17 protein-coding genes and 1 tRNA gene are annotated in these 24,957 nt (G+C 75.8%); 14 read left to right on the forward strand and 4 right to left on the reverse strand.

The genetic code is table 11. From position 1 onward, the window contains the following. The first annotated feature begins 204 nt into the window (after window positions 1–204). From ABZ861_RS04915 to ABZ861_RS04945, 7 genes are all read left to right on the forward strand, one after another. Entirely contained in the window at window positions 205–777 is a 573-nt protein-coding gene (locus tag ABZ861_RS04915) for a YqgE/AlgH family protein (protein WP_361623800.1), read from the forward strand. Window positions 778–805: 28 nt separating this feature from the next. Beyond that, window positions 806–1,090, forward strand: a complete 285-nt coding sequence (locus tag ABZ861_RS04920; protein WP_361623803.1) for a DUF3039 domain-containing protein — start codon at window positions 806–808, stop codon at window positions 1,088–1,090. A 313-nt stretch (window positions 1,091–1,403) separates the two neighbouring features. Continuing rightward, entirely contained in the window at window positions 1,404–3,131 is a 1,728-nt protein-coding gene (locus ABZ861_RS04925; protein ID WP_361624433.1) for a beta-N-acetylhexosaminidase, read from the forward strand. A 274-nt stretch (window positions 3,132–3,405) separates the two neighbouring features. Next, window positions 3,406–4,299: an FAD binding domain-containing protein gene (locus tag ABZ861_RS04930; RefSeq protein ID WP_361623806.1), complete on the forward strand. Its 894-nt coding sequence runs from the start codon at window positions 3,406–3,408 to the stop codon at window positions 4,297–4,299. Beyond that, window positions 4,296–6,239, forward strand: coding sequence for a 2Fe-2S iron-sulfur cluster-binding protein (locus ABZ861_RS04935; protein WP_361623809.1), 1,944 nt, complete (start codon window positions 4,296–4,298; stop codon window positions 6,237–6,239). The genes ABZ861_RS04930 and ABZ861_RS04935 overlap by 4 nt, the downstream gene beginning before the upstream one ends. Further along, complete coding sequence (locus tag ABZ861_RS04940) at window positions 6,236–8,542, forward strand: molybdopterin cofactor-binding domain-containing protein (RefSeq protein WP_361623812.1); 2,307 nt, start codon at window positions 6,236–6,238, stop codon at window positions 8,540–8,542. Before ABZ861_RS04935 ends, ABZ861_RS04940 begins: the two co-directional genes overlap by 4 nt. Window positions 8,543–8,943: 401 nt before the next feature. Then, window positions 8,944–10,359, forward strand: coding sequence for an SUKH-4 family immunity protein (locus ABZ861_RS04945; RefSeq protein ID WP_361623815.1), 1,416 nt, complete (start codon window positions 8,944–8,946; stop codon window positions 10,357–10,359). Window positions 10,360–10,466: 107 nt separating this feature from the next. Here ABZ861_RS04945 and ABZ861_RS04950 read toward each other — a convergent pair. After that, a tRNA-Cys gene (locus ABZ861_RS04950) sits at window positions 10,467–10,538 on the reverse strand. A 246-nt stretch (window positions 10,539–10,784) separates the two neighbouring features. Here ABZ861_RS04950 and ABZ861_RS04955 point away from each other — a divergent pair. From ABZ861_RS04955 to ABZ861_RS04970, 4 genes are all read left to right on the forward strand, one after another. Further along, window positions 10,785–12,272 (forward strand): MFS transporter, encoded by a 1,488-nt coding sequence (locus ABZ861_RS04955; protein ID WP_361623818.1) that lies wholly within the window; start codon window positions 10,785–10,787, stop codon window positions 12,270–12,272. Window positions 12,273–12,927: 655 nt separating this feature from the next. Further along, window positions 12,928–14,706, forward strand: coding sequence for a DEAD/DEAH box helicase (locus tag ABZ861_RS04960; RefSeq protein ID WP_361624436.1), 1,779 nt, complete (start codon window positions 12,928–12,930; stop codon window positions 14,704–14,706). Window positions 14,707–15,047: 341 nt separating this feature from the next. Then, complete coding sequence (locus ABZ861_RS04965) at window positions 15,048–15,689, forward strand: helix-turn-helix domain-containing protein (RefSeq protein ID WP_361623821.1); 642 nt, start codon at window positions 15,048–15,050, stop codon at window positions 15,687–15,689. 285 nt (window positions 15,690–15,974) lie between these two features. After that, the gene (locus ABZ861_RS04970) at window positions 15,975–16,769 is read left to right on the forward strand and encodes a S16 family serine protease (RefSeq protein ID WP_361623824.1); all 795 of its coding nucleotides are present in this window, start codon (window positions 15,975–15,977) and stop codon (window positions 16,767–16,769) included. A gap of 193 nt (window positions 16,770–16,962) precedes the next feature. Here the strand turns inward: ABZ861_RS04970 and ABZ861_RS04975 are convergent, their stop codons facing one another. Further along, complete coding sequence (locus ABZ861_RS04975; protein ID WP_361623827.1) at window positions 16,963–17,454, reverse strand: Lrp/AsnC family transcriptional regulator; 492 nt, start codon at window positions 17,452–17,454, stop codon at window positions 16,963–16,965. A gap of 125 nt (window positions 17,455–17,579) precedes the next feature. Here ABZ861_RS04975 and hppD point away from each other — a divergent pair, with 125 nt between their 5' ends. Then, complete coding sequence (hppD, locus tag ABZ861_RS04980) at window positions 17,580–18,728, forward strand: 4-hydroxyphenylpyruvate dioxygenase (protein ID WP_361623830.1); 1,149 nt, start codon at window positions 17,580–17,582, stop codon at window positions 18,726–18,728. A gap of 136 nt (window positions 18,729–18,864) precedes the next feature. Here the strand turns inward: hppD and ABZ861_RS04985 are convergent, their stop codons facing one another. Further along, window positions 18,865–20,340: a tetratricopeptide repeat protein gene (locus ABZ861_RS04985; RefSeq protein ID WP_361623833.1), complete on the reverse strand. Its 1,476-nt coding sequence runs from the start codon at window positions 20,338–20,340 to the stop codon at window positions 18,865–18,867. Between the two features lie 103 nt (window positions 20,341–20,443). Here ABZ861_RS04985 and ABZ861_RS04990 point away from each other — a divergent pair, with 103 nt between their 5' ends. Continuing rightward, window positions 20,444–21,859, forward strand: coding sequence for an FAD-linked oxidase C-terminal domain-containing protein (locus tag ABZ861_RS04990; protein WP_361623836.1), 1,416 nt, complete (start codon window positions 20,444–20,446; stop codon window positions 21,857–21,859). Between the two features lie 262 nt (window positions 21,860–22,121). On the opposite strand, the gene ABZ861_RS04995 is transcribed toward ABZ861_RS04990, so the two are convergent. Continuing rightward, window positions 22,122–22,535: an SsgA family sporulation/cell division regulator gene (locus ABZ861_RS04995; RefSeq protein WP_361623839.1), complete on the reverse strand. Its 414-nt coding sequence runs from the start codon at window positions 22,533–22,535 to the stop codon at window positions 22,122–22,124. Between the two features lie 353 nt (window positions 22,536–22,888). On the opposite strand from ABZ861_RS04995, the gene ABZ861_RS05000 reads away from it, so the two are divergent. After that, on the forward strand, window positions 22,889–24,838 hold the full coding sequence (locus ABZ861_RS05000; protein WP_361623842.1) for an RDD family protein: 1,950 nt from the start codon (window positions 22,889–22,891) through the stop codon (window positions 24,836–24,838). The last annotated feature ends 119 nt before the right edge of the window (window positions 24,839–24,957 follow it).

Here is a 24,957-nt window from a genome sequence, read left to right on the forward strand (position 1 = left end):
AATCGCCGGGCGCCCCTTGGAAGTAAGCCCGCGTACCGCGCAACCGCGTCACGGATGGGTCATAACACGAACGGTTCCGTCCCGGCCACGCGCGGTCACCGGCGGCGCGGCGCGGGCGCGGGTCCGGCCGTCCCGCGAGCCGCCCTCACTCCGGCAGCCGGATCAGCCCCCCACTCCGCGGCAAGATGCGGGATCATGTCTGGCATGACCGAGGTGTCCTCGCTCACAGGGCGGCTGCTCGTGGCCACGCCCGCCCTGGCGGACCCGAACTTCGACCGCGCGGTGGTGCTGCTCCTCGACCACGACGAGGAGGGCTCCCTCGGCGTCGTCCTCAACCGCCCCACGCCCGTGGACGTGGGCGACGTCCTGGAGGGCTGGGCGGACCTCGCCGGGGACCCCGGCGTCGTCTTCCAGGGCGGCCCGGTCTCGCTGGACTCCGCGCTCGGCGTCGCCGTGATCCCGGGCGGCGGCTCGGCCGACGGGGTGCCGCTGGGCTGGCGCCGGGTGCACGGCGCGATCGGCCTCGTCGACCTGGAGGCCCCGCCCGAGCTGCTGGCCTCGGCGCTCGGCTCGCTGCGGATCTTCGCCGGATACGCGGGCTGGGGGCCCGGCCAGCTCGAGGACGAGCTGGCGGAGGGCGCCTGGTACGTGGTCGAGTCCGAGCCCGGGGACGTCTCCTCGCCGGCCCCTGAGCGGCTCTGGCGCGAAGTGCTGCGCCGCCAGCGCAACGAGCTGGCGATGGTCGCCACATATCCGGACGACCCGTCGCTCAACTGAAGCCCGTGCGCTTCAGTACCCTTGCCGTATGAGCACTCTCGAGCCCGAGCGCGGGACTGGTACGGGGACCCTCGTCGAGCCGGCGCCGCAGGTGTCCCACGGCGACGGCGACCACGAGCGCTTCGCCCACTACGTCCAGAAGGACAAGATCATGGCGAGCGCCATGGACGGGACTCCCGTCGTGGCGCTGTGCGGCAAGGTGTGGGTGCCCGGCCGCGACCCGAAGAAGTACCCCGTGTGCCCGCTGTGCAAGGAGATCTACGAGTCCATGAACGGCGGCGGGGACGACAAGGGCAAGGGCGGCGACAAGTAGCTCCTGCGCGGCCTCGGTCTCTCCAAGCTCGGAGTCAGGTGGTCCAGACCTCTTGTGGGCTGTCCGGGACGGTCCCTAGGCTCCCCGTGTGGCCCACGAGGAGACGGATCGGGACGAGCGTGCCGGGAGCGGCGGGAGCATCGGGAGCGCGGCGCCTGACGGGCGCTCCGGGCGCCCCGAGTCCTCTGGGAGCGGCGAGTCCTCCGGGAGCGCCGAGTCCTCTGGGAGCGGCGAGTCCTCTGGGAGCGGCGAGTCCTCCGGGAGCGTCGAGCCTTTCGGAAACGGCGAGTCCTTCGGGGGCGACGGGCGGCAGGTGATCCCGGCGGTGCGCGCCGTCACGGCCCCGGCGCCCGGCGTCTTCCGGTTCGACCGGGACACCGCCCTGTGGGCCGGTCCCGGCACGGGCGCCGCCGAGCGCCTGCTGCGCACCGTGCTCGGCGCGGCCCTCGGCCTGCCGCTGCCGCCCGCTCCCGCGCCGGACGCCCCCAACGCCGTACGGCTGTGCTTGGACGGCGCCCTGGGGCCCGAGGCGTACCGGCTCACCGTCACCGCGGGCGACGGCGTCGAGATCCGGGGCGGCGGTCCGGCCGGGGTCTTCTGGGGCGCGCAGACGCTGCGTCAACTCCTCGGCCCGGACGCCTGTCGCCGGGCGCCCGTCCGCCCGGACGCCGTGCGCGCCCTGCCGGTTCAGGCGATCGAGGACGCCCCCCGCTTCCGCTGGCGCGGACTCATGCTGGACGTCGCCCGGCACTTCATGCCCAAGGACGGCGTGCTGCGCTACCTGGACCTGATGGCCGCGCACAAACTCAACGTGCTCCACCTGCACCTGACGGACGATCAGGGCTGGCGGGTGGAGATCAGGCGCCGTCCGGAGCTGACCGCGACCGGCGCCTGGCGGGCGCGCACCAGGTTCGGTCACCGGGCCTCCCCGCTGTGGGACGACAGGCCGCACGGCGGCTACTACACCCAGGACGACATCCGGGAGATCGTCGCCTACGCCGCCGAACGGCACATCAGCGTCGTGCCCGAGGTGGACGTGCCCGGCCACTCGCAGGCCGCGATAGCCGCCTGCCCCGAACTCGGCAACACCGACGTGGTCGACACCGCGTCCCTCGCCGTCTGGGACGACTGGGGCGTCTCGCCGAACGTCCTCGCCCCCGCCGAGGCGACCCTGCGCTTCTACGAAGGCGTCTTCGAGGAACTGCTCGACCTCTTCCCGGCGGACGCGGTGGGGGCGGCGGGCGGTGCGGGGGGCACGGGTCTGTCCGGCGCGGCGGGGTCGCGTGACTTCTCCGGGTCCTCGGGGTCCTCGGGGTCCTCGGGGTCCTCGGGGTTCTTTCACATCGGCGGCGACGAGTGTCCCAAGGACCAGTGGCGCGCCTCGCCCGCCGCGCAGGCCCGCATCGCGGAACTCGGGCTGGACGGGGAGGACGCGCTTCAGGCGTGGTTCATCGGCCACTTCGCCGCGTGGCTCGCCGCGCGCGGGCGCCGGCTCATCGGCTGGGACGAGATCCTGGAGGGCGGCGACCTGCCGCCCGGCGCCGCCGTCTCGTCCTGGCGCGGGTACGCCGGCGGGACCGCCGCCGCACGGGCCGGCCACGACGTCGTCATGTGCCCCGAGCAGCACGTGTACTTGGACCACCGGCAGGACGCGGGCGCGGACGAGCCCGTGCCGATCGGCTACGTGCGCACCCTGGAGGACGTCTACCGGTTCGAGCCGGTTCCCCCCGGGCTCGACGCCGCGGCCGCCCGCCACGTGCTGGGCGCCCAAGCCAACGTGTGGACCGAGGCGCTGGAGGACTCGGCGCGCGTGGACTACCAGGTCTTCCCCCGCCTCGCCGCCTTCGCCGAGACCGTCTGGAGCGCCCTGCCCGCCCCCGGCGAGCGGGACTTCGCCGGATTCGAGCGGCGGATGTCCGCGCACTACGCGCGCCTGGACGCGCTCGGCGTCGGCTACCGGCCGCCCGCCGGACCGCGCCCCTGGCAGCGCCGCCCCGGCGTCCTCGGCCGCCCGCTGGAGGGGCCCCCGCCGGTGCGCTGACCTGGGCGTCGCGGCCCCCGGCGGCCGCGCCCCGGCGACCTGCCGCCGCGGCGGAGGAAATCCACAAGAGCCAGCGAAAAGTAGGAAATTAACCTCCCCCGGCGATGCCGCCCCAAACCCGGCCAAGCCCCTCATGAGGCGGGCGAATGCCGCCTCCCGGACCCGTGTCCGCGACCCCTGTGAAGATGTGCCAGAGTTGCCACGTCCACCCCGTCAGGCCGTACCGTACGGCGCACGGGCGGGACCAGTGGGGCAGTGGGAAGGGGCAGCCGGTTTGACCACGCACGCACCGCAGGCGGCGCAGGCCGTCACGCTGCCCACGACGCTGGACGAAGCCGTGGCGGCGCTCACCGCCGTGCCCGCAGCCGTGCCGGTGGCCGGCGGCACCGACCTCATGGCCGCCGTCAACTCCGGGCAGCTCAGGCCCGCCGCGCTGGTCGGCCTCGGGCGGATCAGCGAGATCCGCGGCTGGCAGTACCAGGACGGCCACGCGCTGCTCGGCGCCGGGCTCACGCACGCGCGCATGGGCCGCCCCGACTTCGCGGCCCTGATCCCCGCGCTCGCCGCCTCGGCCCGCGCCGCGGGCCCCCCGCACATCCGCAACGCGGGCACGCTGGGCGGCAACATCGCCTCCGCCGCGCCCACCGGGGACACGCTGCCGGTGCTGGCGGCCCTGGAGGCGACGCTGATCATCGCCGGTCCGGAGGGCGCCCGCCGGGAGGTCCCGGTGTCGCACCTGCTGGCCGGGGTGGAGATGCTGGGCGCGGGCGAGTTGATCGGCTACGTGCGGGTGCCGCTGCTGCACGCGCCGCAGGTCTTCGTGAAGGCCACCGGCCGCACCGGACCGGGACGCGCCATCGCCTCGGTGGCGCTGGTCCTGGAACCGGCCCGGCGCGGGGTGCGCTGCGCGGTGGGCGCCATAGCGCCGATGCCGCTCAGGCCCCTGGACGCCGAGCAGTGGGTGGCCCGCCTCATCGACTGGGACAACGGCCGGGCGATCGTCCCCGAGGCGCTGAGCGCGTTCGGCGAGTACGTCGCCGCGGCCTGCATCCCCGACCCGGTCCCGGACGAGGACGGCTCCGTGCAGCAGCTTCCCCCCGCCGTACTGCACCTGCGGCGCACCGTCGCCGCGCTGGCCCGACGAGCACTCGGGAGGGCGCTGTCGTGACCGACGACCAGCACGCGGAGGGCGCGTCCGGCAGCGGCGGGCGCTGGGACCCGCTGCCCCAGGGCGACTACGACGACGGCGCCACCGCGTTCGTGAAGCTCCCCGAGGGCGGCATCGAAGCCCTCCTCGCGGCCGACAGCCCGCTCGCCGCGCCGGGCCACGGCTACGTGCCGCCGCAGATCACGGCGGCCTCCGCCGCGCCCGAGGCCGCCGGGCCGCCCCCCGCGGACGGCTGGGCCGACCACCCCGCCGCGCCGACCGGGGGCGCGCACTGGCCGGAGCCGGCCGCCGCGCCACGGGAGGGCGGCGAGGGCGCCGATCCCGGCCCGGACGACCGGTTCGCGTACCGCCCCGGCCACTCCGGGGTCACTCAGCAGTGGCACGTCCAGGACGCCCCGCCCGCCCACCCGGAGGCACCGGGGCGCCCGCAGCGGCGGCAGGACGGCCCGGCGCCCGGTCACGACGTGACCGGGCAGTGGTCGATCCCGGTCGCCGGAGGCGATCTCCCGGACGAGTCCGGCGAGTTCACCACCTCGTCCCTGATCCAGCAGTGGGGCGGCACCCCCCCGGCCACGCTTCCCGGCGGCGCCTCCGCCCCGTGGGCGGCCGAGCCCGCCGATGAGCCGTGGGGGCGCCCGGAGCAGCACGACCCGGCCGCCGGCGGCTACGGCGCCCCGGCCCCGTACGAGCGCGAGCACGACGGCGCGTACGGGCACGAGTACGGGTACGGCCACGAGCACGTCCATGAGGACGGGCCCGGCCCGAGGGACCGGCACGAGGACGACCGCGACCGCGCGCCCGACGGCGAGGACGCTCCCGGCCGCGGGCACGCCCCCGGCGAGGACGCCGAGCACACCGCCTCCGGTGCGGGGCGGGCCGCCGAGGGCGCCGAAGTCCCCGTAGAGCCCGCCGAGGAGGCCGCTGAGCCCGCCGCGGGCCCCGCCCCGGACGAGGACGCCGCCGCCCGTTCCCAGGCCGCTGACGAGGCCGTCGCGCCGCTCGCTCCGGCGGACGGCGAGGCCGCCGCTGCCGAGCGTCCGGACGCGCGGGCCGCCGGGTCCTCCGGCGCCGCGCAGGCGTCCCCGGGCGCGGGCGCCGAGGCCGCCCGCGAGGAGACGGCGCCCCAGGACCCGCCGCCCGCGGCGCCCCAGGACGAACACCCGCTCGCCTCCTACGTGCTGCGGGTGAACGGCGTCGACCGCCCCGTCACCGACGCGTGGATCGGCGAGTCGCTGCTGTACGTGCTGCGCGAGCGGCTGGGCCTCGCGGGCGCCAAGGACGGCTGCTCGCAGGGCGAGTGCGGCGCGTGCAACGTACAGGTGGACGGCCGCCTCGTCGCCTCCTGCCTGGCGCCCGCCGTCACCGCGGCCGGCAGCGAGGTCCGCACGGTGGAGGGGCTGGCCGCCGACGGGCGCCCCTCGGACGTGCAGCGCGCGCTCGCCCGGTGCGGCGCGGTGCAGTGCGGCTTCTGCGTGCCCGGCATGGCGATGACGGTGCACGACCTCCTGGAGGGCAATCCGGCCCCGACCGAGCTGGAGACCCGGCAGGCCCTGTGCGGCAACCTGTGCCGCTGCTCGGGCTACCGGGGGGTGCTGCGCGCGGTCGACGAGGTGGTCGCCGAGCGCGCGGCGCACGCGGCCGCCGAGCACGCGGCCGCCGAGCACGCGGCCGCCGAGCACGCGGCCGCCGACCACAGTGCGGCGGCGGAGCACTCCGCGGCCCAGGAGCCGGGCCCGGACGCGGGCGGCGAGCCGCGGATCCCGCACCAGGCGGGCCCGGGGGCCGGCGGCGTCCACCCCTCGGCGTTCGACGCCCCGGAACAGCACGCGCCGCACGCGCCCCACGATGCGTACGACCAGCGGGACGGGTACGCCCCGCACGACGCGTACGACCCGCAGGACTCGCACGACCCCTACGGCCAGGACGGAGGCCAGGCGTGAGCAACGAAGCCGCCATCGCTGCCGCCACGGAGAGCGTCGCCGCGCCCGAGCCGCTGCCGCACGGGATCGGCTCCTCGCTGCCGCCTGCCGACGCCCGCGCCAAGACGGAGGGCACCTTCCCCTACGCGGCCGACCTGTGGGCCGAGGGGCTGCTCTGGGCCGCCGTCCTGCGCTCGCCGCACCCGCACGCGCGCATCGTGTCCATCGACGCCTCGCACGCGCGCGAGATGCCCGGCGTGCGCGCCGTCGTCACCCATGAGGACGTCCCCGGCCGCCCGGTGCACGGGCGCGGCGTGGCCGACCGCCCGGTCTTCGCCTCCGACGTCGTACGCCACCACGGCGAGCCCATCGCGGCCGTGGCCGCCGACCACCCGGACACCGCGCGGATGGCCGCCGCCGCCGTGATCGTCGAGTACGAGGTGCTCGACCCGGTGACCGACCCCGAACACGCCTTCGAGGCCGAGCCGCTGCACCCCGACGGCAACCTCATCCGGCACATCCCGCTGCGGCACGGCGACCCCGACGCGGTCGGCGAGGTCGTCGTCGAGGGCCAGTACCGCATCGGCCGCCAGGACCCTGCCCCCGTCGGCGCCGAGGCCGGCCTCGCGGTGCCCCGCCCCGACGGCGGCGTCGAGCTGTACCTGGGCTCCACCGACCCGCACGCCGACCGCGACGCGCTCGCCGCCTGCTACGGCCTGGAGCCCGAGCGCGTCAAGATCGTCGTCACCGGCGTCCCCGGCGCCACCGCCGACCGCGAAGACCTCAGCTTCCAGCTCCCGCTGGGCCTGCTGGCGCTGCGCACCGGCTGCCCGGTCAAGCTCACGGCGACCCGCGAGGAGTCCTTCCTGGGCCACGCGCACCGCCACCCGACCCTGCTGCGCTACCGCCACCACGCCGACGCCGAGGGCCGGCTGGTGAAGGTCGAGGCGCAGATCCTGCTGGACGCGGGCGCCTACGCCGACACCTCCGCCGAGGCGCTGGCCGCCGCCGTGTCCTTCGCCTGCGGACCGTACGTCGTCCCCCACGCCTTCATCGAGGGCTGGGCCGTGCGCACCAACAACCCGCCCTCCGGGCATGTGCGCGGCGAGGGCGCCATGCAGGTCTGCGCCGCCCACGAGGCGCAGATGGACAAGCTGGCCAAGAAGCTCGGCCTCGACCCGGCGGAGCTGCGGCTGCGCAACGTGCTGGCGACCGGCGACGTCCTGCCCACCGGACAGACGGTCACCTGCCCGGCCCCGGTCGCCGAACTGCTCCAGGCGGTGCGGGACCACGCGCTGCCCGCGCTGCCCAAGGACACCCCCGAGGACGAGTGGCTGCTGCCCGGCGGCCTGGAGGGCGCCGGCGAACCGGGCGCGGTGCGCCGGGGCGTGGGCTACGGCCTGGGCATGGTGCACATGCTAGGCGCGGAGGGCGCCGACGAGGTGTCCACGGCCACGGTGAAGGTCCACGACGGCGTGGCGACCGTGCTGTGCGCCGCCGTCGAGACCGGGCAGGGCTTCAGCACCCTGGCCCGCCAGATCGTCCAGGAGACGCTGGGCGTCGACGAGGTCCACGTGGCGCCCGCCGACACCGACCAGCCGCCGGCCGGCCCCGGCTGCCGGGGCCGGCATACCTGGGTCTCCGGCGGCGCGGTGGAGCGCGCGGCGAAGATGGTCCGCACCCAGCTCCTCCAGCCGCTGGCCCACAAGTTCGGCATGTCCACGGAGCTGCTGCAGATCGCCGACGGCAAGATCACGTCGTACGACGGCGTGCTGTCGACCACGGTCGCCGAGGCGCTGGAGGGCAAGGAGCTGTGGGCCACGGCCCAGTGCCGCCCGCACCCCACGGAACCGCTGGACGGCGCGGGCCAGGGGGACGCCTTCGTGGGCCTCGCCTTCTGCGCGGTCCGCGCGGTGGTGGACGTGGACGTCGAACTGGGCTCGGTGCGCGTGGTGGAGCTGGCGGTGGCCCAGGACGTGGGCCGCGTCCTCAACCCGGCGCAGCTCGTCGCCCGGATCGAGGCGGGCGTCACCCAGGGCGTGGGCATCGCCCTCACCGAGAACCTGCGCGCCCCGCGCGGTCTGGTCCGCCACCCCGACCTCACCGGCTACGCCCTGCCCACCGCGCTGGACGTGCCCGACATCCGGATCGTGAGGCTGGTCGAAGAGCGGGACGTGGTGGCCCCGTTCGGCGCCAAGGCGGTCAGCGCGGTCCCGGTGGTCACCTCCCCGGCGGCGATCGCCTCCGCGGTGCGGTCCGCCACCGGCCGCCCGGTCAACCGCCTCCCGATCCGCCCGCAGGCCGCGGTCGTCACCGGCCACTGACCCCGCGGGGCGGGCCGGGGGTCGGGTCGGGGCCGGTTCATCGTGGGCGGCTCCGTTGGAGCCGGGTCCGTTTGTGACCGGTTCCGTCGTGGGCGGGGCTGTTGTGGCCGGGTCCGTCGTGTGCGGGACCGTTGTCAGTGGCGCCGCGTAGTGTTCCTGGCGGTGGGGACGACGGCTTCGGCGGCATCGACGCGAGCTGGGGCGGACGGTCGCGCCCCCGGACGGACGACGGCGCGCGGGGCTGCCGCCGACGGGCTGGTTCGGCGCCGGATCGGTGCCGGAACGGCTGGGAGCGGCGGGACTACGGGGATCACGGGGACCACGGGGGAACGATGAACATGACGGGCACGACGGGCGAGACAAGGCCGGTGGGCGCGAGTGGCACGACTCGGCTAGTCGACGTGGTGGGATCGACGCGGCCGGTCGGCATGACGACGGGCACGACTCGGCTGGTGGGCACTACTGGCACGCCCCGGTCGGTCGGCGCGACGGGCACGCACCGGCCGGTGGGCGCGACGGGCACGCTCCGGTCGGTGGGCGCGACCGCCGCGACTCGGCTGGTCGACGTTGCTGAACCGACGTGGCCGGTCGGTGCGGCCGTCGCTCCTGGCACGGCAACCGGCGGGGTTACCGCGCTGATCGCCCTGGCCGAGGCCGACCTCGGCCGTCATGTCGCGTATGTCGCGCACAGACCGACGCGTCGCCGGCTCACCGGTCGCGGGTTGTCGGCGGACGGCGCCCTGACGACGTGCGCGGCGCTCGACCGGGACGGCCTGCGCACGGTCACGGACCCCACGGTCGGGGCCGACCCCATCCCGGCGAAGCTGCGTGAGCGACTGATGGCAGGCCGACTGCGCGGCTCCGGCGGCCCGGAGACGGAGTCGCTGCTGCTCGGGGGCGCCCGCCCGGTGACCACGGCGTCCTCCCTGCCAAGCGGCCCCGGCGTGACGACGGCGGACCGCCCCTGCGTGACGACGGCGGACCGCCCCTGCGGCCCCGGCCGAACTAACGGGACGACGGCGAACCGCCCCGACCTCCTCGGATCGACGGCGGCCCGCCGTCGCGCGCCCTCCCTGGACGCCCTGGTCCGGTTCGCGGCGGTCACCGAGGAACTGGCGGCTCTGCGCGGGCGGTTCGTCGCCTGCGCGAGCCGCCGCGGCCCGGGAGCGGTGGCCGAGGCGGCCCGACGGCTCCTGGCGGTGTTCGAGGAGGGCGCGGACGGCGAGGTCCCGCGGTACGGCAGGGCGGCCGCCCTGCTCCGCCCCCTCGCGCTCACCGCCGGGCCGGGAGCGGGCCTGGCCCTCGACCTCCCCGCCCGCACCCTGGAAAACGAGTTCGGGGCGGGCCGAGTCGCCCGCTTCGAGGACGTCGACTTCCCCGCAGCGCTGGCCCACGAGCCGACCCGCCGTTTCCTGCGCGAGACGGGCCTGCCCGAGGACAGGGCGCTGTTCCAACTCGACACCGACGTCCCGCTGCCGACCCTCGCCGAGTACTACGCCGAAGAGGACGCCGACCGCCCCGGCGACTGCGCCTCACGCGAACTTCCCGCCCGCGCCGACCGCTTGATACGCCTGGGCTGTCTCGTCGAGGACGGCGCGCTGGTGGTCGACGGCACGACCGGCGAGGTGTGGCACTGGAGCGAGGCCGACACCGCCCTGGACCCGCTCAACAAGGACGTCTCCACCCTCGCCTTCACCCTGTGGCTGCTGCACCGCGAGAAGCGGATCACCACCGCCCTGGGCGCCGAGCCGACCACCGAGGCATACGACCGGCTGGCGGCGACGATGACCCAGACCCTCGCCACGCTGAGGCGATAGAACGCGTCCAAGCCGCTGGCGCGCTGGGAAGAGGACTGAGAAGAGCGCCCGAAAGGGCGGCGCCCCCGTGAGTGCCGCCCCCGAGCCTGCCCTGCTCAATACGTCAGAGGCCGTGGCGGGATTCGAACCCGCGTTACTCGCTTTGCAGGCGAGTCCCTGAACCTCTCGGGCACACGGCCGTGTCGGGGGGCCGCTCGGCGGTCCGGTCCGAACCCGGTGGGATGACCGTAGGCGCGGGGGAGCGGGTGCTCAAGGAGGCGGCGGGCGCCGCAACGGGACTGCCATGCGCCGTTCATGAAGGACGCCGTATGTGAAGGGAGGGCGGTGGGTGGAGGGACGGAGAGGGGGACCTAGGACTGAGGTCGCGGTGGGGGGCCGACTTAAGACAGGAGCGAAAACCGTATGCGGCCCTTACCCTGTCGAGCATGACCGTCCTCGAACCGCGCGACTCCGGCGTGGCCGCCGCACCCGCTCACGCCCCCGGCGAACTCGTCGAACAGGAGGCGGCGACCGCCACCGTGCTCGGCAAGGAGCACCGGTCGCTGAGCATCGGGATCGTCTCGGTCGTGCTGCTGATCGCCTTCGAGGCGACTGCCGTGAGCACGGCGATGCCGGTGGCGGCCCGGGAGTTGCACGGGGTGTCCCTCTACGCGTTCGCCTTCTCCGGCTACTTCACCACGAGCCTGTTCGGGATGGTGCTCGCCGGGCAGTGGGCGGACCGGCGCGGGCCGCTGGGCGCGCTGACCGCGGGGATCGGCGCCTTCGCGGCGGGACTGCTGCTGGCCGGGACGGCCGGGACGATGTGGGTGTTCATCCTCGGGCGGGCCGTACAGGGGCTCGGCGGCGGCCTGGTGATCGTCGCCCTGTATGTCGTCGTGGGCCGCGCCTATCCCGAGCGGCTGCGTCCGGCGATCATGGCGGCGTTCGCGGCGTCCTGGGTGGTTCCCTCGGTGGTCGGCCCGCTCGCGTCCGGGACGGTGACCGAGCACCTGGGCTGGCGCTGGGTGTTCGTCGGCATCCCGGTGCTGGTGGTGCTCCCGCTGGCGCTCGCCCTGCCGCAGATCCGGCGGCGGGCGTCCGGCCCGGTGGGGGAAGGCGGCGCCGCGTCCGGCGGAGCGAGCCGCCCCTCCTTCGACCTGCGCCGCATCCGGCTCGCCCTCGGCATCTCGCTCGGCGCCGGGCTGCTCCAGTACGCCGCGCAGGATCTGCGGTGGCTCTCGCTGCTGCCGGGAGCGGCCGGGGCCGCGCTGCTGACGCCCGCCGTGCGGGGGCTGCTCCCGCGGGGCACGTACCGGGCGGCGCGCGGGCTGCCGTCGGTGGTGCTGCTGCGCGGCGTCGCGGCGGGCTCCTTCATCGCCGCCGAGTCCTTCGTGCCCCTGATGCTGGTCACCCAGCGCGGGCTGTCGCCGACGCTGGCCGGGTTCTCCCTCGCGGCGGGCGGAGGCACCTGGGCGCTGGGCTCCTGGGTGCAGTCCCGCCCGCGGACGGAGCCGTACCGCGAGCGGCTGGTGACGTTCGGGATGGTGCTGGTGGCCGCGGCCATCGCCGCCGCGCCCAGTGTGCTGATCCCCGCGGCGCCGGTGTGGACGGTCGCCGTCGCCTGGGCCTTCGGCTGCTTCGGCATGGGCCTGGTCCTCTCCTCCACCAGCGTGCTGCTGCTGCGGCTGTCCGCCCCCGAGGAGGCCGGCGCCAACTCGGCGGCTCTCCAGATCTCCGACGCGCTGTCCAACGTGCTGCTCCTGGCGGCGGGCGGCGCGGCCTTCGCCGCCCTGGGCGGCGGCACGGTGACCCGTACGACCGCCGGCGCCGCGACGACCGCCCACCCGGCCGCCTTCGCCGCGGTGTTCCTGCCCATGGCGGGCGTGGCGCTGGTGGGGGTATGGGTGACACGGCGACTGCACGCTCCCGCGTGACGCGGGCGGCGCCCAGCCGTCCTACGCGTAGGCGTCCCCTGCGTGACGCGAGCAGTGCCGAGCCGCCCTTCGCGTAGGCGTCCCCTGCGTGACGTGGGCGGTCCCGAGCCGTCCTGGGCCTGGGCGTCCCCGCGTGACGTGAGCGGCGCCGAGCCGCCCTTCGCGTGGGCGTCCCCCGCGTGACGCGAGCGGCGCCGGACTGTCCTCCGCGCGTGGGCCCCGCGTGACGCGAGCGGTCCCGAGCTGTCCTCCGCGTGGGGCGTCCCCCACGTACCGCAAGCGCCTGCCGCACCGACCTGCGCGTGAGCGCCGCCCCCCCCGTGAGCCCGCGCGGCCCCCGCGTGAGCGCCGCCGCACCTCGCGCCGCGGCCCCGTCGCGGGGCACCGTGCCGCCCCCCGTCTCGCCGCGCGCGGCGCCGCGCCGCACCCCCCGTCTCGCCTGGCGCGGCGCCGACCGCACCCCGCCCGGCGGGGATGTGACGTGAGTCCCATCCCCGCCCGGGGGCGTGCCGACGGGGCCTCGGGGCGTGCGGGCCGCCGGTAGGGTGTCCCGGTCGTCATCCGTAGCCGAGCCCCCAGCGAACCGGAGACCGTGACTACCGCCCGCTCCACGCCCGCCACCGCCCTCGACGCAGGGCTCTCCGGGCCCACCCCCCTGTCCACCTCCCACCACCTCTCGCCCGCCTTCCCCGGCCGCGCCCCCTGGGGCACGGCCGGCAAGCTGCGCGCCTGGCAGCAGGGGGCGATGGAGAGGTACGTCCAGGAGCAGCCGCGCGACTTCCTCGCCGTCGCCACCCCCGGCGCCGGGAAGACGACCTTCGCGCTGACGCTGGCCTCCTGGATGCTGCACCACCACGTCGTGCAGCAGGTGACCGTGGTCGCCCCGACCGAGCACCTGAAGAAGCAGTGGGCGGAGGCCGCCGCGCGGATAGGGATCAAGCTGGACCCCGAGTACAGCGCGGGCCCGCTCGGCAAGGAGTACCACGGGGTCGCCGTGACGTACGCCGGCGTAGGCGTGCGGCCCATGCTGCACCGCAACCGCGTCGAGCAGCGCAAGACCCTGGTCATCCTCGACGAGATCCACCACGCCGGGGACTCCAAGTCGTGGGGCGAGGCGTGCCTGGAGGCGTTCGAGCCCGCCACGCGCCGGCTCGCGCTGACCGGCACGCCGTTCCGCTCCGACACCAACCCCATCCCGTTCGTGTCGTACGAGGAGGGCCGGGACGGCATCCGGCGCTCGGCGGCGGACTACACCTACGGCTACGGCTCCGCCCTCGCCGACGGCGTCGTCCGCCCGGTGATCTTCCTGTCCTACAGCGGCAGCATGCGCTGGCGCACCAAGGCCGGGGACGAGATCGAGGCCAGGCTGGGCGAGCCGATGACCAAGGACGCGGTCAGCCAGGCGTGGCGCACCGCGCTCGACCCGCGCGGCGAGTGGATGCCCGCCGTGCTGCGCGCCGCCGACCGGCGGCTGACCGAGGTCCGCAAGGCCATCCCGGACGCCGGCGCCCTGGTCATCGCCTCCGACCAGGAGTCCGCCCGCGCCTACGCCAAGCTGATCCGGGAGATCACCGGCAGCGGCGCGACCGTCGTCCTGTCCGACGACGCGGGCGCCTCGCAGCGGATCGACGACTTCAGCCACGGCGACGACCGCTGGATGGTGGCCGTCCGCATGGTGTCCGAGGGCGTCGACGTGCCCCGGCTCGCGGTCGGGGTGTACGCCACCACCATCTCCACCCCGCTGTTCTTCGCGCAGGCGGTCGGCCGTTTCGTACGGTCCCGGCGGCGCGGCGAGACCGCCTCCGTCTTCCTGCCGACCGTGCCGGACCTGCTCACCTTCGCCAACGAGATGGAGGTCGAGCGCGACCACGCCCTCGACCGGCCGAAGAAGGAGGGCGAGGAGGACCCGTACGCCGAGTCCGAGAAGGAGATGGAGGAGGCGAACCGCGAGCAGGACGAGGACACCGGCGAGCAGGAGCAGTTCTCCTTCGAGGCGCTGGAGTCGGAGGCCGTCTTCGACCGGGTCCTCTACGACGGCGCCGAGTTCGGCATGCAGGCCCACCCGGGCAGCGAGGAGGAGCAGGACTACCTCGGCATTCCCGGGCTGTTGGAGCCCGACCAAGTGCAACTGCTGCTCCAGAAGCGGCAGGCACGGCAGATCGCGCACAGCCGCAAGAAGCCGGACGACGAGGCCGACCTGCTCGAACTGCCCGCCGAACGGCGGCCGGTGGTGACCCACAAGGAGCTGATGGAGCTGCGCCGCCAGCTCAACACCCTGGTCGGCGCCTACGTCCACCAGAGCGGCAAGCCGCACGGCGTGATCCACACCGAGCTGCGCCGGGTCTGCGGCGGCCCGCCGAGCGCCGAGGCGACCGTGGGGCAGTTGCGCCAGCGCATCGCCAAGGTGCAGGAGTGGGCGACCCGCATGCGCTGAGGTCGCCCGCAACCGCAACCGCAACCGCAACCGCAACCGCAACCGCAACCGCAACCGCCGCCGCCCAGGGGCGTATCGGGGCAAACGCCGGGAGTCCGCACCGGACGCTGACCGGATTCTGGACGGAGGCTTCCGCTCAGCGAACCGGCTTCGCTACTGTCCCGCTACGCACACGCCCCGTGGCAGAGCCGCCGCGGAGCGCAGCCGTGAAGCGACTCGAGTCCGGGACGGCCGGACCGCCGGCCGATCGGCGGCCTCTGTCGCGCGTCACCGACGGGACTCGGTGACGCGATACCGCCGAGCGGAGCGCCGCCGACCTCACCACTGAAGGAGTGGGCGTCGTGACCGCGGAGACCTCCCAGACGTTCGACCGGGGACTGAAGGTCCTCAAGCTGCTGGCCGACACCGATCACGGTCTGACCGTCACCGAGCTGTCCCAGCGGCTGGGGGTGAACCGGACCGTGGTGTACCGGCTGCTGGCCACCCTGGAGCAGCACGCGCTGGTCCGCCGCGACCTCGGCGGGCGGGCCCGGGTCGGGCTCGGTGTGCTGCGCCTGGGCCGGCAGGTGCATCCGCTGGTCCGCGAGGCGGCGCTGCCCGCGCTGCGGTCGCTGGCCGAGGACATCGGGGCGACGGCCCATCTGACCTTGGTGGACGGGGCGGAGGCGCTGGCAGTCGCCGTGGTCGAGCCCACCTGGACGGACTACCACGTGGCCTACCGTGCGGGGTTCCGGCACTCCCTGGACCGGGGCGCCGCGGGCAAGGCGATCCTCTCCGCCCGCCGTCGGCCGGCCGCGGACCCCGGCTACACCCTCACGCACGGCGAGCTGGAGGCGGGCGCCTGCGGGGCGGCGGCGCCGCTGCTCGGGGTGACCGGCGTCGAGGGCAGCGTGGGCGTGGTGATGCTGGCGGACGCCGTGCCCGAGCGGGTGGGGCCGAGGGTGGTGGACGCGGCCCGCGAGGTGGCGGAGGCGCTGCGGTGAGGGGGCGCTGTGGTGAGGGGTGCGCTGTGATGAGGGGGCGCCGCGGTGAGGGGCGCGCTGCGGTGAGGGGGCACTGCGGTGAGGGGGCACTGCGGTGGCGGGGGCATCGCGATGAGTGGGGTGCTGCGGTGAGGGGACCCTGCCATGAGTGGGGCGCTGCGATGACGGGCCGCCGCGATGAAGGGGACGTCGCGATGAAGGGGACGTCGCGATGAAGGAGACGCCGCGATGAACGGGCGGGCCGCCGACAGGTTGCCGCACAGGCGCGTCGCGTAGATTGATGCTGTGCCCTCACGCCTCACACGCCCCCAGGTCCTCGCCGTCTGCGCGCTGCCGGTGGTGGCGCTGATCGCCGTCGCCGCGCTCGCGCCGCTGCCGTTCTCGGTGGCGCAGCCCGGGATCACGGCGAACGTGCTCGGCGAGAACAAGGGCGCCCAGGTGATCACGGTGTCCGGCGCGCCCGTACGCAGCACGAACGGCCAGTTGCGCATGACGACCATCGAGGCGACCGGCCCGGACGCGCGGGTCTCGCTCGGCGACGTGATCGACGGCTGGTTCGCCGCCGACCGGGCGGTCATGCCGCGCGACGCGGTCTACCCGGGCGGCGGCAGCGTCCAGCAGATCGAGCGGCACAACGCCGAGGAGATGCGGCAGTCGCAGGACGCCGCTGCGCAGGCGGCGCTCAAGTACCTCGGCCGGGCGGGCGACAAGAACGTGAAGGTCTCGCTGAAGCTCGCCGACGTCGGCGGCCCCAGCGCCGGACTGCTGTTCTCCCTCGGCATCATCGACAAGATCGCCGGGAACGGCGGCGGCGGCGACCTCACGGCCGGCCGCACGATCGCCGGCACCGGCACGATCAGCGCCGACGGCACGGTGGGCGCCGTGGGCGGGGTGTCCCTCAAGACGCGGGCCGCCCGCCGGGACGGCGCCACCGTCTTCCTGGTCCCCCGGGCCGAGTGCGGCGACGCGAAGGCGGAACTGCCGCGGGGCCTGCGCCTGGTGCCGGTGACCACCCTGAAGGGCGCGGTCGCCTCCCTGACCGCCCTGGCGAAGGGCGACGGCCCGGTCCCGAGCTGCTAGCAAGCGGCGCCCCCACGAACCGCCCTCGGCGCCGGCGCCCCGACGCCGGCGCCCCAAGTCCCGCCCCCCGGCGCCGCTCCCCAGACCCCGGCGCGCCCGGCGCCGCTCCCCAGACTCCGGCCCCCGGCGCCACTCCCCAGACGCGGGCCCCCCACATCGGCGCCGCGCGCTCGACGGGTGACCGCCCCCGGATTCAGCCCCGTTCGCGGTCGTCGTCGTGGTCCTGGGCCGCTTGCTCCACCAGCGGGATGACCCGCAGCGGCACCGGGTTCTCCATCACGATGGCCGTGGAGGCGCGGACGATGCCCTCGATGGCGACCACCCGGTCGATCACGCGCTGGAGGTCGGCGTTCGAACGGGCCACCAGCCTGCACAGCATGTCGCCGGTGCCGGTGGTGGTGTGCAGCTCCAGCACCTCCGGCACGGAGGCCAGGTGCTCCCGCACGTCCGGGCCCTGGCCCTGCCGGATCTGGAGCGTGGCGAAGGCCGTCACCGGATAGCCGAGCGCCGCGGGGTCCACCTGCGGGCCGAAGCCGCGTATCACGCCGTGGGACTGGAGGCGGTCCAGCCGCGCCTGCACGGTGCCCCGGGCGACGCCGAGCCGCCGGGACATCTCCAGCACGCCGACGCGCGGCTCGCGCGCCAGCAGCACGATGATGCGGCCGTCCAGTCGATCGATCGCCACGGCTCCGCCCTCCGGGATGGTCATCCTGTACACGAGGTCCGCCCTTGCGGGGTGTTCACTGGTCACCTTGCCCAGTGAAAGCGCGGACTATTGCGCACCTTGCGGGTCCGGGCGACCCTTCCGCCATGACGCAGACCACAGAGCACGCAACCGAGGCCACCGCCCGCCAGGCCGACCCCTTCCCGGTCAAGGGAATGGACGCGATCGTCTTCGCCGTGGGCAACGCCAAGCAGGCGGCGCACTACTACTCCACCGCCTTCGGCATGCGGCTGGTCGCCTACCGGGGACCGGAGAACGGCGCCCGCGAGACCGCGAGCTACGTCCTCGAAAGCGGCTCCGCCCGGTTCGTGTTCACCTCGGTCGTCAAGCCCGCCACCGACTGGGGCCGCTTCCTCGCCCAGCACGTGGCCGAGCACGGCGACGGCGTCGTCGACCTCGCCATCGAGGTCCCCGACGCCCGCGCCGCGTTCGCCTACGCCGTCGAGCACGGCGCCCGCCCGCTGGCCGAGCCGCACGAGACGAAGGACGCGCACGGCACGGTCGTCCTCGCCGCCGTCGCCACCTATGGCGAGACCCGCCACACCCTCGTCGAGCGCTCCGGCTACGACGGCCCCTACCTGCCGGGCTACGAGGCCGCCGCGCCCCTCGTCGCGCCGCCCGCCCAGCGCACCTTCCAGGCCGTCGACCACTGCGTCGGCAACGTCGAACTCGGCCGGATGAACGAGTGGGTGGAGTTCTACAACAAGGTCATGGGCTTCACGAACATGAAGGAGTTCGTGGGCGACGACATCGCCACCGAGTACAGCGCGCTGATGTCGAAGGTGGTCGCCGACGGCACCCTCAAGGTCAAGTTCCCGATCAACGAGCCCGCCGTCGCCAAGAAGAAGTCCCAGATCGACGAGTACCTGGAGTTCTACGGCGGCGCCGGCGTCCAGCACATCGCGCTGAACACCAACGACATCGTGCAGACCGTGCGCACCATGAGCGAGGCCGGCGTCGAGTTCCTCGACACCCCCGACACGTACTACGACACCCTCGGCGAGTGGGTCGGCGACACCCGGGTGCCCCTGGACACCCTGCGCGAGCTGAAGATCCTGGCCGACCGCGACGAGGACGGCTACCTGTTGCAGATCTTCACCAAGCCGGTCCAGGACCGCCCGACCGTGTTCTTCGAACTCATCGAGCGGCACGGCTCCATGGGCTTCGGCAAGGGCAACTTCCGGGCCCTGTTCGAGGCGATCGAGCGCGAGCAGGAGCGCCGCGGCAACCTGTAGGCGTCCTGTCCGAGCCGAGCCGAGCTGAGCCGAGCCGCGTCGGCCTAGGTCGGCCCAAGGACGTGCACCCTAGGACGTGCACTCTCAAGGACGCGCGTGATCCGCGCCAGTGCAGGAGCCGCGCCGACGGCCCGTCCTACGACGGCCGCGGCGCGGCCCCGGCGGCCAGCTTGACGCCCGCCGGGGCGTCGGCCGGCGACGGCTCGCCCAGCGCGGCCAGCGCCGCCCGCGCCCGCGGCGCCCACAGCGGGGAGAAGGCCGGGTCGGTGCGCAGCGCCTCCTGAAGATGCCGCCTGGCCGCCCCCGGCGCGCCCAGGGCGGCCTCGATCGCCCCCCGGTGGTACGTGTACAGCGCGACGGGTGCCCCGCCCCCCTTGGTCTCCTCGGTCGCCGTCGTGGCGAACGTCAGCGCCTCCTCGTCGTTCCCAGTCCGGTGCAGCGCCCACCCCAGCGCGTCGGCCACCGCGGTCCCCGGCTGCCGCTTCCACTCCGCGCGCAGCCGCCGCACCGCCGACCCGGCGTCGCCGTGGTCCGCCTCCAGCCGGCCGAGCACCAGCTCGCCGTCGACCCCGGCCACGGCGTCCTGGCTCACCCGCGTACGCAGCAGGCCGTACTGCGTCCTCGCCTGTGCCGCCCGGCCCAGCGACTCCAGCAGCTCGCCCAGTTCCAGCAGCGTCTCGGGGGCGGGCCGGGCGGCGAGCGCGCGCCGGTAGGCGTCCAGCGCCTGCCCGGTCCGTCCGAGCGAGGCCAGCGTCCGGGCGCGCCCGGCGAGCGCGTCGGGCTGGTCGCGGTCGAGGCGCAGCGCCTCGTCGAAGGACCGCAGCGACGCGGGGAAGTCGCCGCGCTCCCACGCCATCCGCCCGTACCGCGCCAGATAGGCGGCCCGTTCCGCGGGCGCGGTAGCGGCGGCCGCCGCGTCCGACAGCTCGACCGCCGCGTCCTCGCGCCAGCCCCGGTCCCAGTAGACGGCCGCCGTCCGCGCCCGCACGGCGGGGGAGTGGGGCAGCCGCAGCAGCTTCTCCAGGGTGCTCTGGGCCGCCTTCTGGTCGCCTAGCCCGGCGCAGGCGTCGATCAGCGCCCCGTACGCCGCCGGCCGGCCCGGCGCCAGCTTCAGCGCCTCCTCGCCCCGCGCCCGCCCCTCGGGGAAGTCCCGCCGCTGGTCCGCCAGCTCGGCCAGCCCGGTCAGCGCGTCCGCGTTGTCCCGCGGCCGCAGCCGCAGCGAGGTCCGCAGCGCCTCCTCGGCGGCCGGGAAGTCCGCCGCGTCCACGCGCCGCCCCCGCTCGACGTAGGCCGCCCCGAGCTGCGCCCACGCCAGCGCGTCGCCCGGATGCGCCCGCGTGAACCGCCGCCGGTCGCCGATCACCGCCGTCAGCTCCGGCAGCGCGGCCGGCGCCCCGGACGTCAGCGCGCTCAGCGCGACCGCCGCCCGGGGCGGGCCGGGCGCCGGGCGGACCGGCACGGCCGGGGCACGCCGCGCCGACAGCGTCAGCCACACCGCGCCGAGCGCGCCCGCCGCCACGGTCAGCGCGAGCAGCAGGAGCAGCGGACGCGACCGCCGTCGCCGCGGCGCGGTCATCGGGGCGGCGGCCGGACTGGGCTGGGGCTTCTCCATGGCGCACACTGTGCGACAGCGGGTCCCGCGCGAGCCGCCGCCACCCGGTGGGCCCAGCGCGGCGGTCCATGGGGTTCACACCGATGGCCCCGAGTGCGAGGCTGTGATCATGAGCCGAATCGAAGCACCGCCCGAAGAGGGCGCGGCCCCCCGGGGCGACCTCGTCGGCCGGCTCCTGGCGGGCCTGCCGGCCGAGGCGGTGCACACCGACGCCGACGTCACGGCCTCCTACGCCCACGACATGGCGAGCTTCTGCCCGTCCGGCGCCCCGGCCGTCGTCGTCCTGCCGCGCACGGTGGAGCAGGTCCAGCACGTCCTGCGGGTCGCCTCCGAACTGCGCGTGCCGGTCGTCCCGCAGGGCGCCCGCACCGGCCTGTCCGGCGCGGCCAACGCCGTCGACGGCTGCGTCGTGCTGTCCCTGACGAAGATGGACGCGATCCTGGAGATCAGCCCGGTCGACCGGATCGCGGTCGTCGAGCCGGGCGTCGTCAACGCCGCGCTCTCCCGCGCGGTCGGCGAGCACGGCCTGTACTACCCGCCGGACCCCTCTAGCTGGGAGACGTGCACCATCGGCGGCAACATCGGCACCGCCTCCGGCGGCCTGTGCTGCGTGAAGTACGGGGTGACCGCCGAGTACGTGCTCGGCCTGGACGTGGTGCTCGCCGACGGGCGCCTGATGTCCACCGGCCGCCGCACCGCCAAGGGCGTCGCCGGATACGACCTCACCCGCCTCTTCGTCGGCTCCGAGGGGTCGCTCGGCGTCATCGTCCGGGCGGTCCTGGCGCTCAGGCCGCGGCCGCCGCAGCAACTGGTCCTCGCCGCCGAGTTCGCCTCCGCGGCCGCCGCCTGCGACGCCGTCTGCCGGATCATGGCGGGCGGCCATGTGCCGTCCCTGCTCGAACTCATGGACCGCACCACCGTCAAGGCCGTCAACTCCCTCGCCCGCATGGGCCTGCCGGAGACCACCGAGGCGCTGCTGCTCGCCGCCTTCGACACCCCGGCGCCGGCCGACGACCTCGCCGCCGTGGCCGCGCTGTGCGAGGCGGCCGGCGCCACGCAGGTCGTGCCCGCCGACGACGCCGCCGAGTCCGAACTGCTGCTCCAGGCGCGGCGGTTGTCGCTGACCGCGCTGGAGGCGGTCAAGGGCACGACGATGGTCGACGACGTGTGCGTCCCGCGCTCCCGGCTCGGCGACATGCTGGAGGGGACCGAGCGGATCGCCGAGAAGCACCGGCTCACCATCGGGGTCTGCGCGCACGCCGGCGACGGCAACACGCACCCCGTCGTCTGCTTCGACGCGCAGGACCCCGACGAGTCCCGGCGCGCCCGGGAGTCCTTCGACGAGATCATGGACCTCGGTCTGCGGCTCGGCGGGACCATCACCGGCGAGCACGGCGTGGGCGTGCTGAAGAAGGAGTGGCTGGCCCGCGAGCTGGGACCGGTCGGCGTCGAGATGCAGCGGGCGGTCAAGCAGGTCTTCGACCCCCTGGGCATCCTCAACCCGGGCAAGCTGTTCTGACTCCAGGGCGCGGTGTCCCGGCTTCCGGGCAAGCTGTTCCGACCCCACGGCGCGGTGTCCCGGCCTCCGGGCAAGTTGTTCTGACCCCAGGGCACGGTGTCCCGGCCTCCGGGCGAGCCGCTCTGACTCCCGGGCGCGGTGTCCCGCCTCCCGGCGGGCGGTCCCGGCGCCGCGTCCGGCCGTCAGGCGAGGGCCGCTGGGCGAGGGCGGCCGGGCGGGGACCGCACCGCGCCCCGCCCGGACGCGTCCCCCGACGCGGCCGTCACCGGGCGAGCAGCCCGGCCAGGCCCGCGTCCATGCCGAGCCGGTCGGCCTCACTGCCCGGCGGCACCGCGCGCAGGGTGCGCTCCAGCCACGCCGAGACCTGAGCGGCCGGCGCCTCCAGCAGCGCCTCGCCGCCGGGCGAGGTCAGCGCCATCAGCACGACGCCGCTGCCGTTCGCCCGCGACGGCCACACGCGCACGTCCCCGTGCCCGCAGGGCCGGAAGACCCCCTCCACCAGCAGCTCCCGGGCGAAGGTCCAGTGCACCGGGCTCGCGGAGTCGACGTGGAAGCCGACGTGCACGGCGTACGGGTCGTCGGCGCGGTAGGAGAGCCGGGCCGCCACCGGCACCGCCCGCTCCGGCGAAAGGATCAGTCTCAGCTCCAGCTCGCATTCCACCACGATGTGCTCCATGTCCCCTGCGTCCCTCTCGCTCGCGCTCGTGCGTTCTCGGTCGTGCTCGCTCGCGCCGCCTCCCCGTGCGGGGCGGCCGGCGTCCTTCAGTACGGATCCCGGAGCGGATCCGCACGAGAGGAGAGGCGGGACGCCCCCGGGCATTACGCGGGTCGGCGGAACTTTCTTCGCGCGCCCGCGGGAGACGCCCCGTGGCGCCGTCCGCCCTTTTGCGGATGAGCGGTTAGTACGGGTACCTGCACGAGGTTGCCCGGAAAGGATTGGGTCCGGCCGGACCGCCGGTGTCGGGGGCGCCGGTCTGATAGATGTGGAGGCCCTCAAGACGACCTCCGAGCAGATACGGGACGACGGACATGAGCGCCCCAACCCCGACACCAGGTGACGACAGGCCCCGCGAGGGGTACTACCCGGACCCGTCCATCCCCGGATACGTCCGGTACTGGAACGGCGCCGCCTGGGCGCCGGGCACCAGCCGCCCGGCGCCGGTCGACGGCGAGCCGCTCAGTCCGCCGCCCGGCGTGCGTCCCGCCGCCGCGGCGCCCGCGGTCGAGGAGACGGGTCCGCACTTCTTCGACGAGGACCCGCTCGACCGACCGGTCCCGGCGGGCGAGGGGGACCCCCGCGCCCGCGCGGAACCGGCGTCGGCCTGGGGCGCCGACGCCGGGCGCCAGTCCGGCTTCGGCGGCGACCACGACCGCCGCGCCTCCTGGGGCGCACCCGGCTCGGCGGCCGCCGACCCGCGCCTGGGCCGCGGCGCCGAGCCGCCCGCCGCCCGGTCCGCGGGCGACGACGGCGCCACGGGCCGTCCCGCCGAGGGCGCGGGCCCGGCCGCCGGGTCCGGTGACAGCTTCATGTTCCGGCGTCCCACCCCGGGCGGTGCCGACAGGCCCGGCGGCGCGCCGCAGCGCCCGCCCGCGCCCGGCGTCCCGGGCCCCGGCGGCCCCTGGCCCGACGGCGGCGCCGCCCCGGCGTTCGGGCCGGTGCACGCGGGGGACCCGCGGCCCGGCCGCGCGGACGGTCCGCCCCCGGCGCCCGCCCCGGGGGCGCCGTCACCAGCGGCCGCCGCACGCGGCGCGGCCGAGGCCTCGGCGGGAACCGGCCGCGCCGGCGCTCCCGCCAGCGGCCCCGGCTTCGCCGCCGGTCAGGCGGCGGCCCGCGCGTCGGCCGCCCCGCCGTACCACCCGGCGGGACCCCCGCACGGGTACGGGCCAGGCCAAGGCCAGGGGCAGCCACCGGCCCAAAGACAGGGCCCCGCTTCAGCGCACGACCCGGCGGACGCTCAGGGCGCCCCGGCACAGGGCCAAGCCCCGGCATACGGTCAGGTGCCAGCACGCGGCCAAGCTCCGGAACACGGTCAGGTCTCGGCGCACGGCCAGGCTCCGGCGCACGGTCAGGCGCCAGCGCACGGTCAGGCCCCGCCACGCGGCCAAGCTCCGGCACACGGTCAGGTCTCAGCGCACGGTCAGGCTCCGGCACTTGACCCCGCCCCGGCTTTCGGCTCCGGCGCCGCCCCGGCGCACGGCTCTCCCCACGGTTCCGCCCCGTCCGCCGCCGCCCCTGCCCAGGCTTCCGCCGCCGCGCCGGCCGCCCCCTCCCTGCCCCGGCAATCCGGCGCCCCTCAGCCGCCTTCCGCCGACCTCGCCCCCGGATCCGCCCCCGGTTCCGTTCCCGCTCCGCTGACCGGCGGACCCGGCGGCGGCCAGTCCTCCTGGGCGCAGCAGGTGCACCGGCTCGCGGGCGCAGGAGAGGAGCAGCAGCCCGTCGCGCCCTGGAAGCCGCCGGTCGAGGACCCGTTCCAGGCCGCCGCGCGCCGACAGGCCGCGGCCCGGCCCGCGCGGCTCGGCAGGCGGCTCGCCGCCCGCCTCGTCGACACGGCCGTCCTCGCGGGCGTCACCGCCGTCGCGGCCGTACCGCTGGGCGCGAAGGCCGTCGACCACGTCGACGAGAAGATCGACGCGGCCCGGCTCTCCGGTCACACGGTCACCGTCTGGCTGCTGGACGGCACGACGGGGACGTACCTCGGCGCCGTCCTCGCCGTCCTCCTGCTCTTCGGGGTGGTCTACGAGGCGCTGCCCACCGCGAAGTGGGGCCGCACCCTGGGCAAGCGGCTGTGCGGGGTGCAGGTGCGCGACATCGAGGCCCACGAGCCGCCGTCCTTCGGCCCGGCGCTGCGCCGCTGGCTGGTCTACAGCGTGCCCGGCCTGCTCGGCGTCGGCCTCGTCGGCGTCCTGTGGTGCCTGTTCGACCGCCCGTGGCGCCAGTGCTGGCACGACAAGGCGGCGCGCACCTTCGTGGCGGGGTGAGGCAAGGCGGCGCGCGCCGTCGTGGCCGGGTGACCGGCATGGCGGAGGAGACGCGCTCGGCGTCCACCGTACGGCTGCGCGCCGGATGCGGGCCGTGCGCGTTCGGGTTCGACTCGGCG

This window comes from Streptomyces sp. NPDC046985 (genome assembly GCF_040644415.1).
GTDB lineage: Bacteria > Actinomycetota > Actinomycetes > Streptomycetales > Streptomycetaceae > Streptomyces.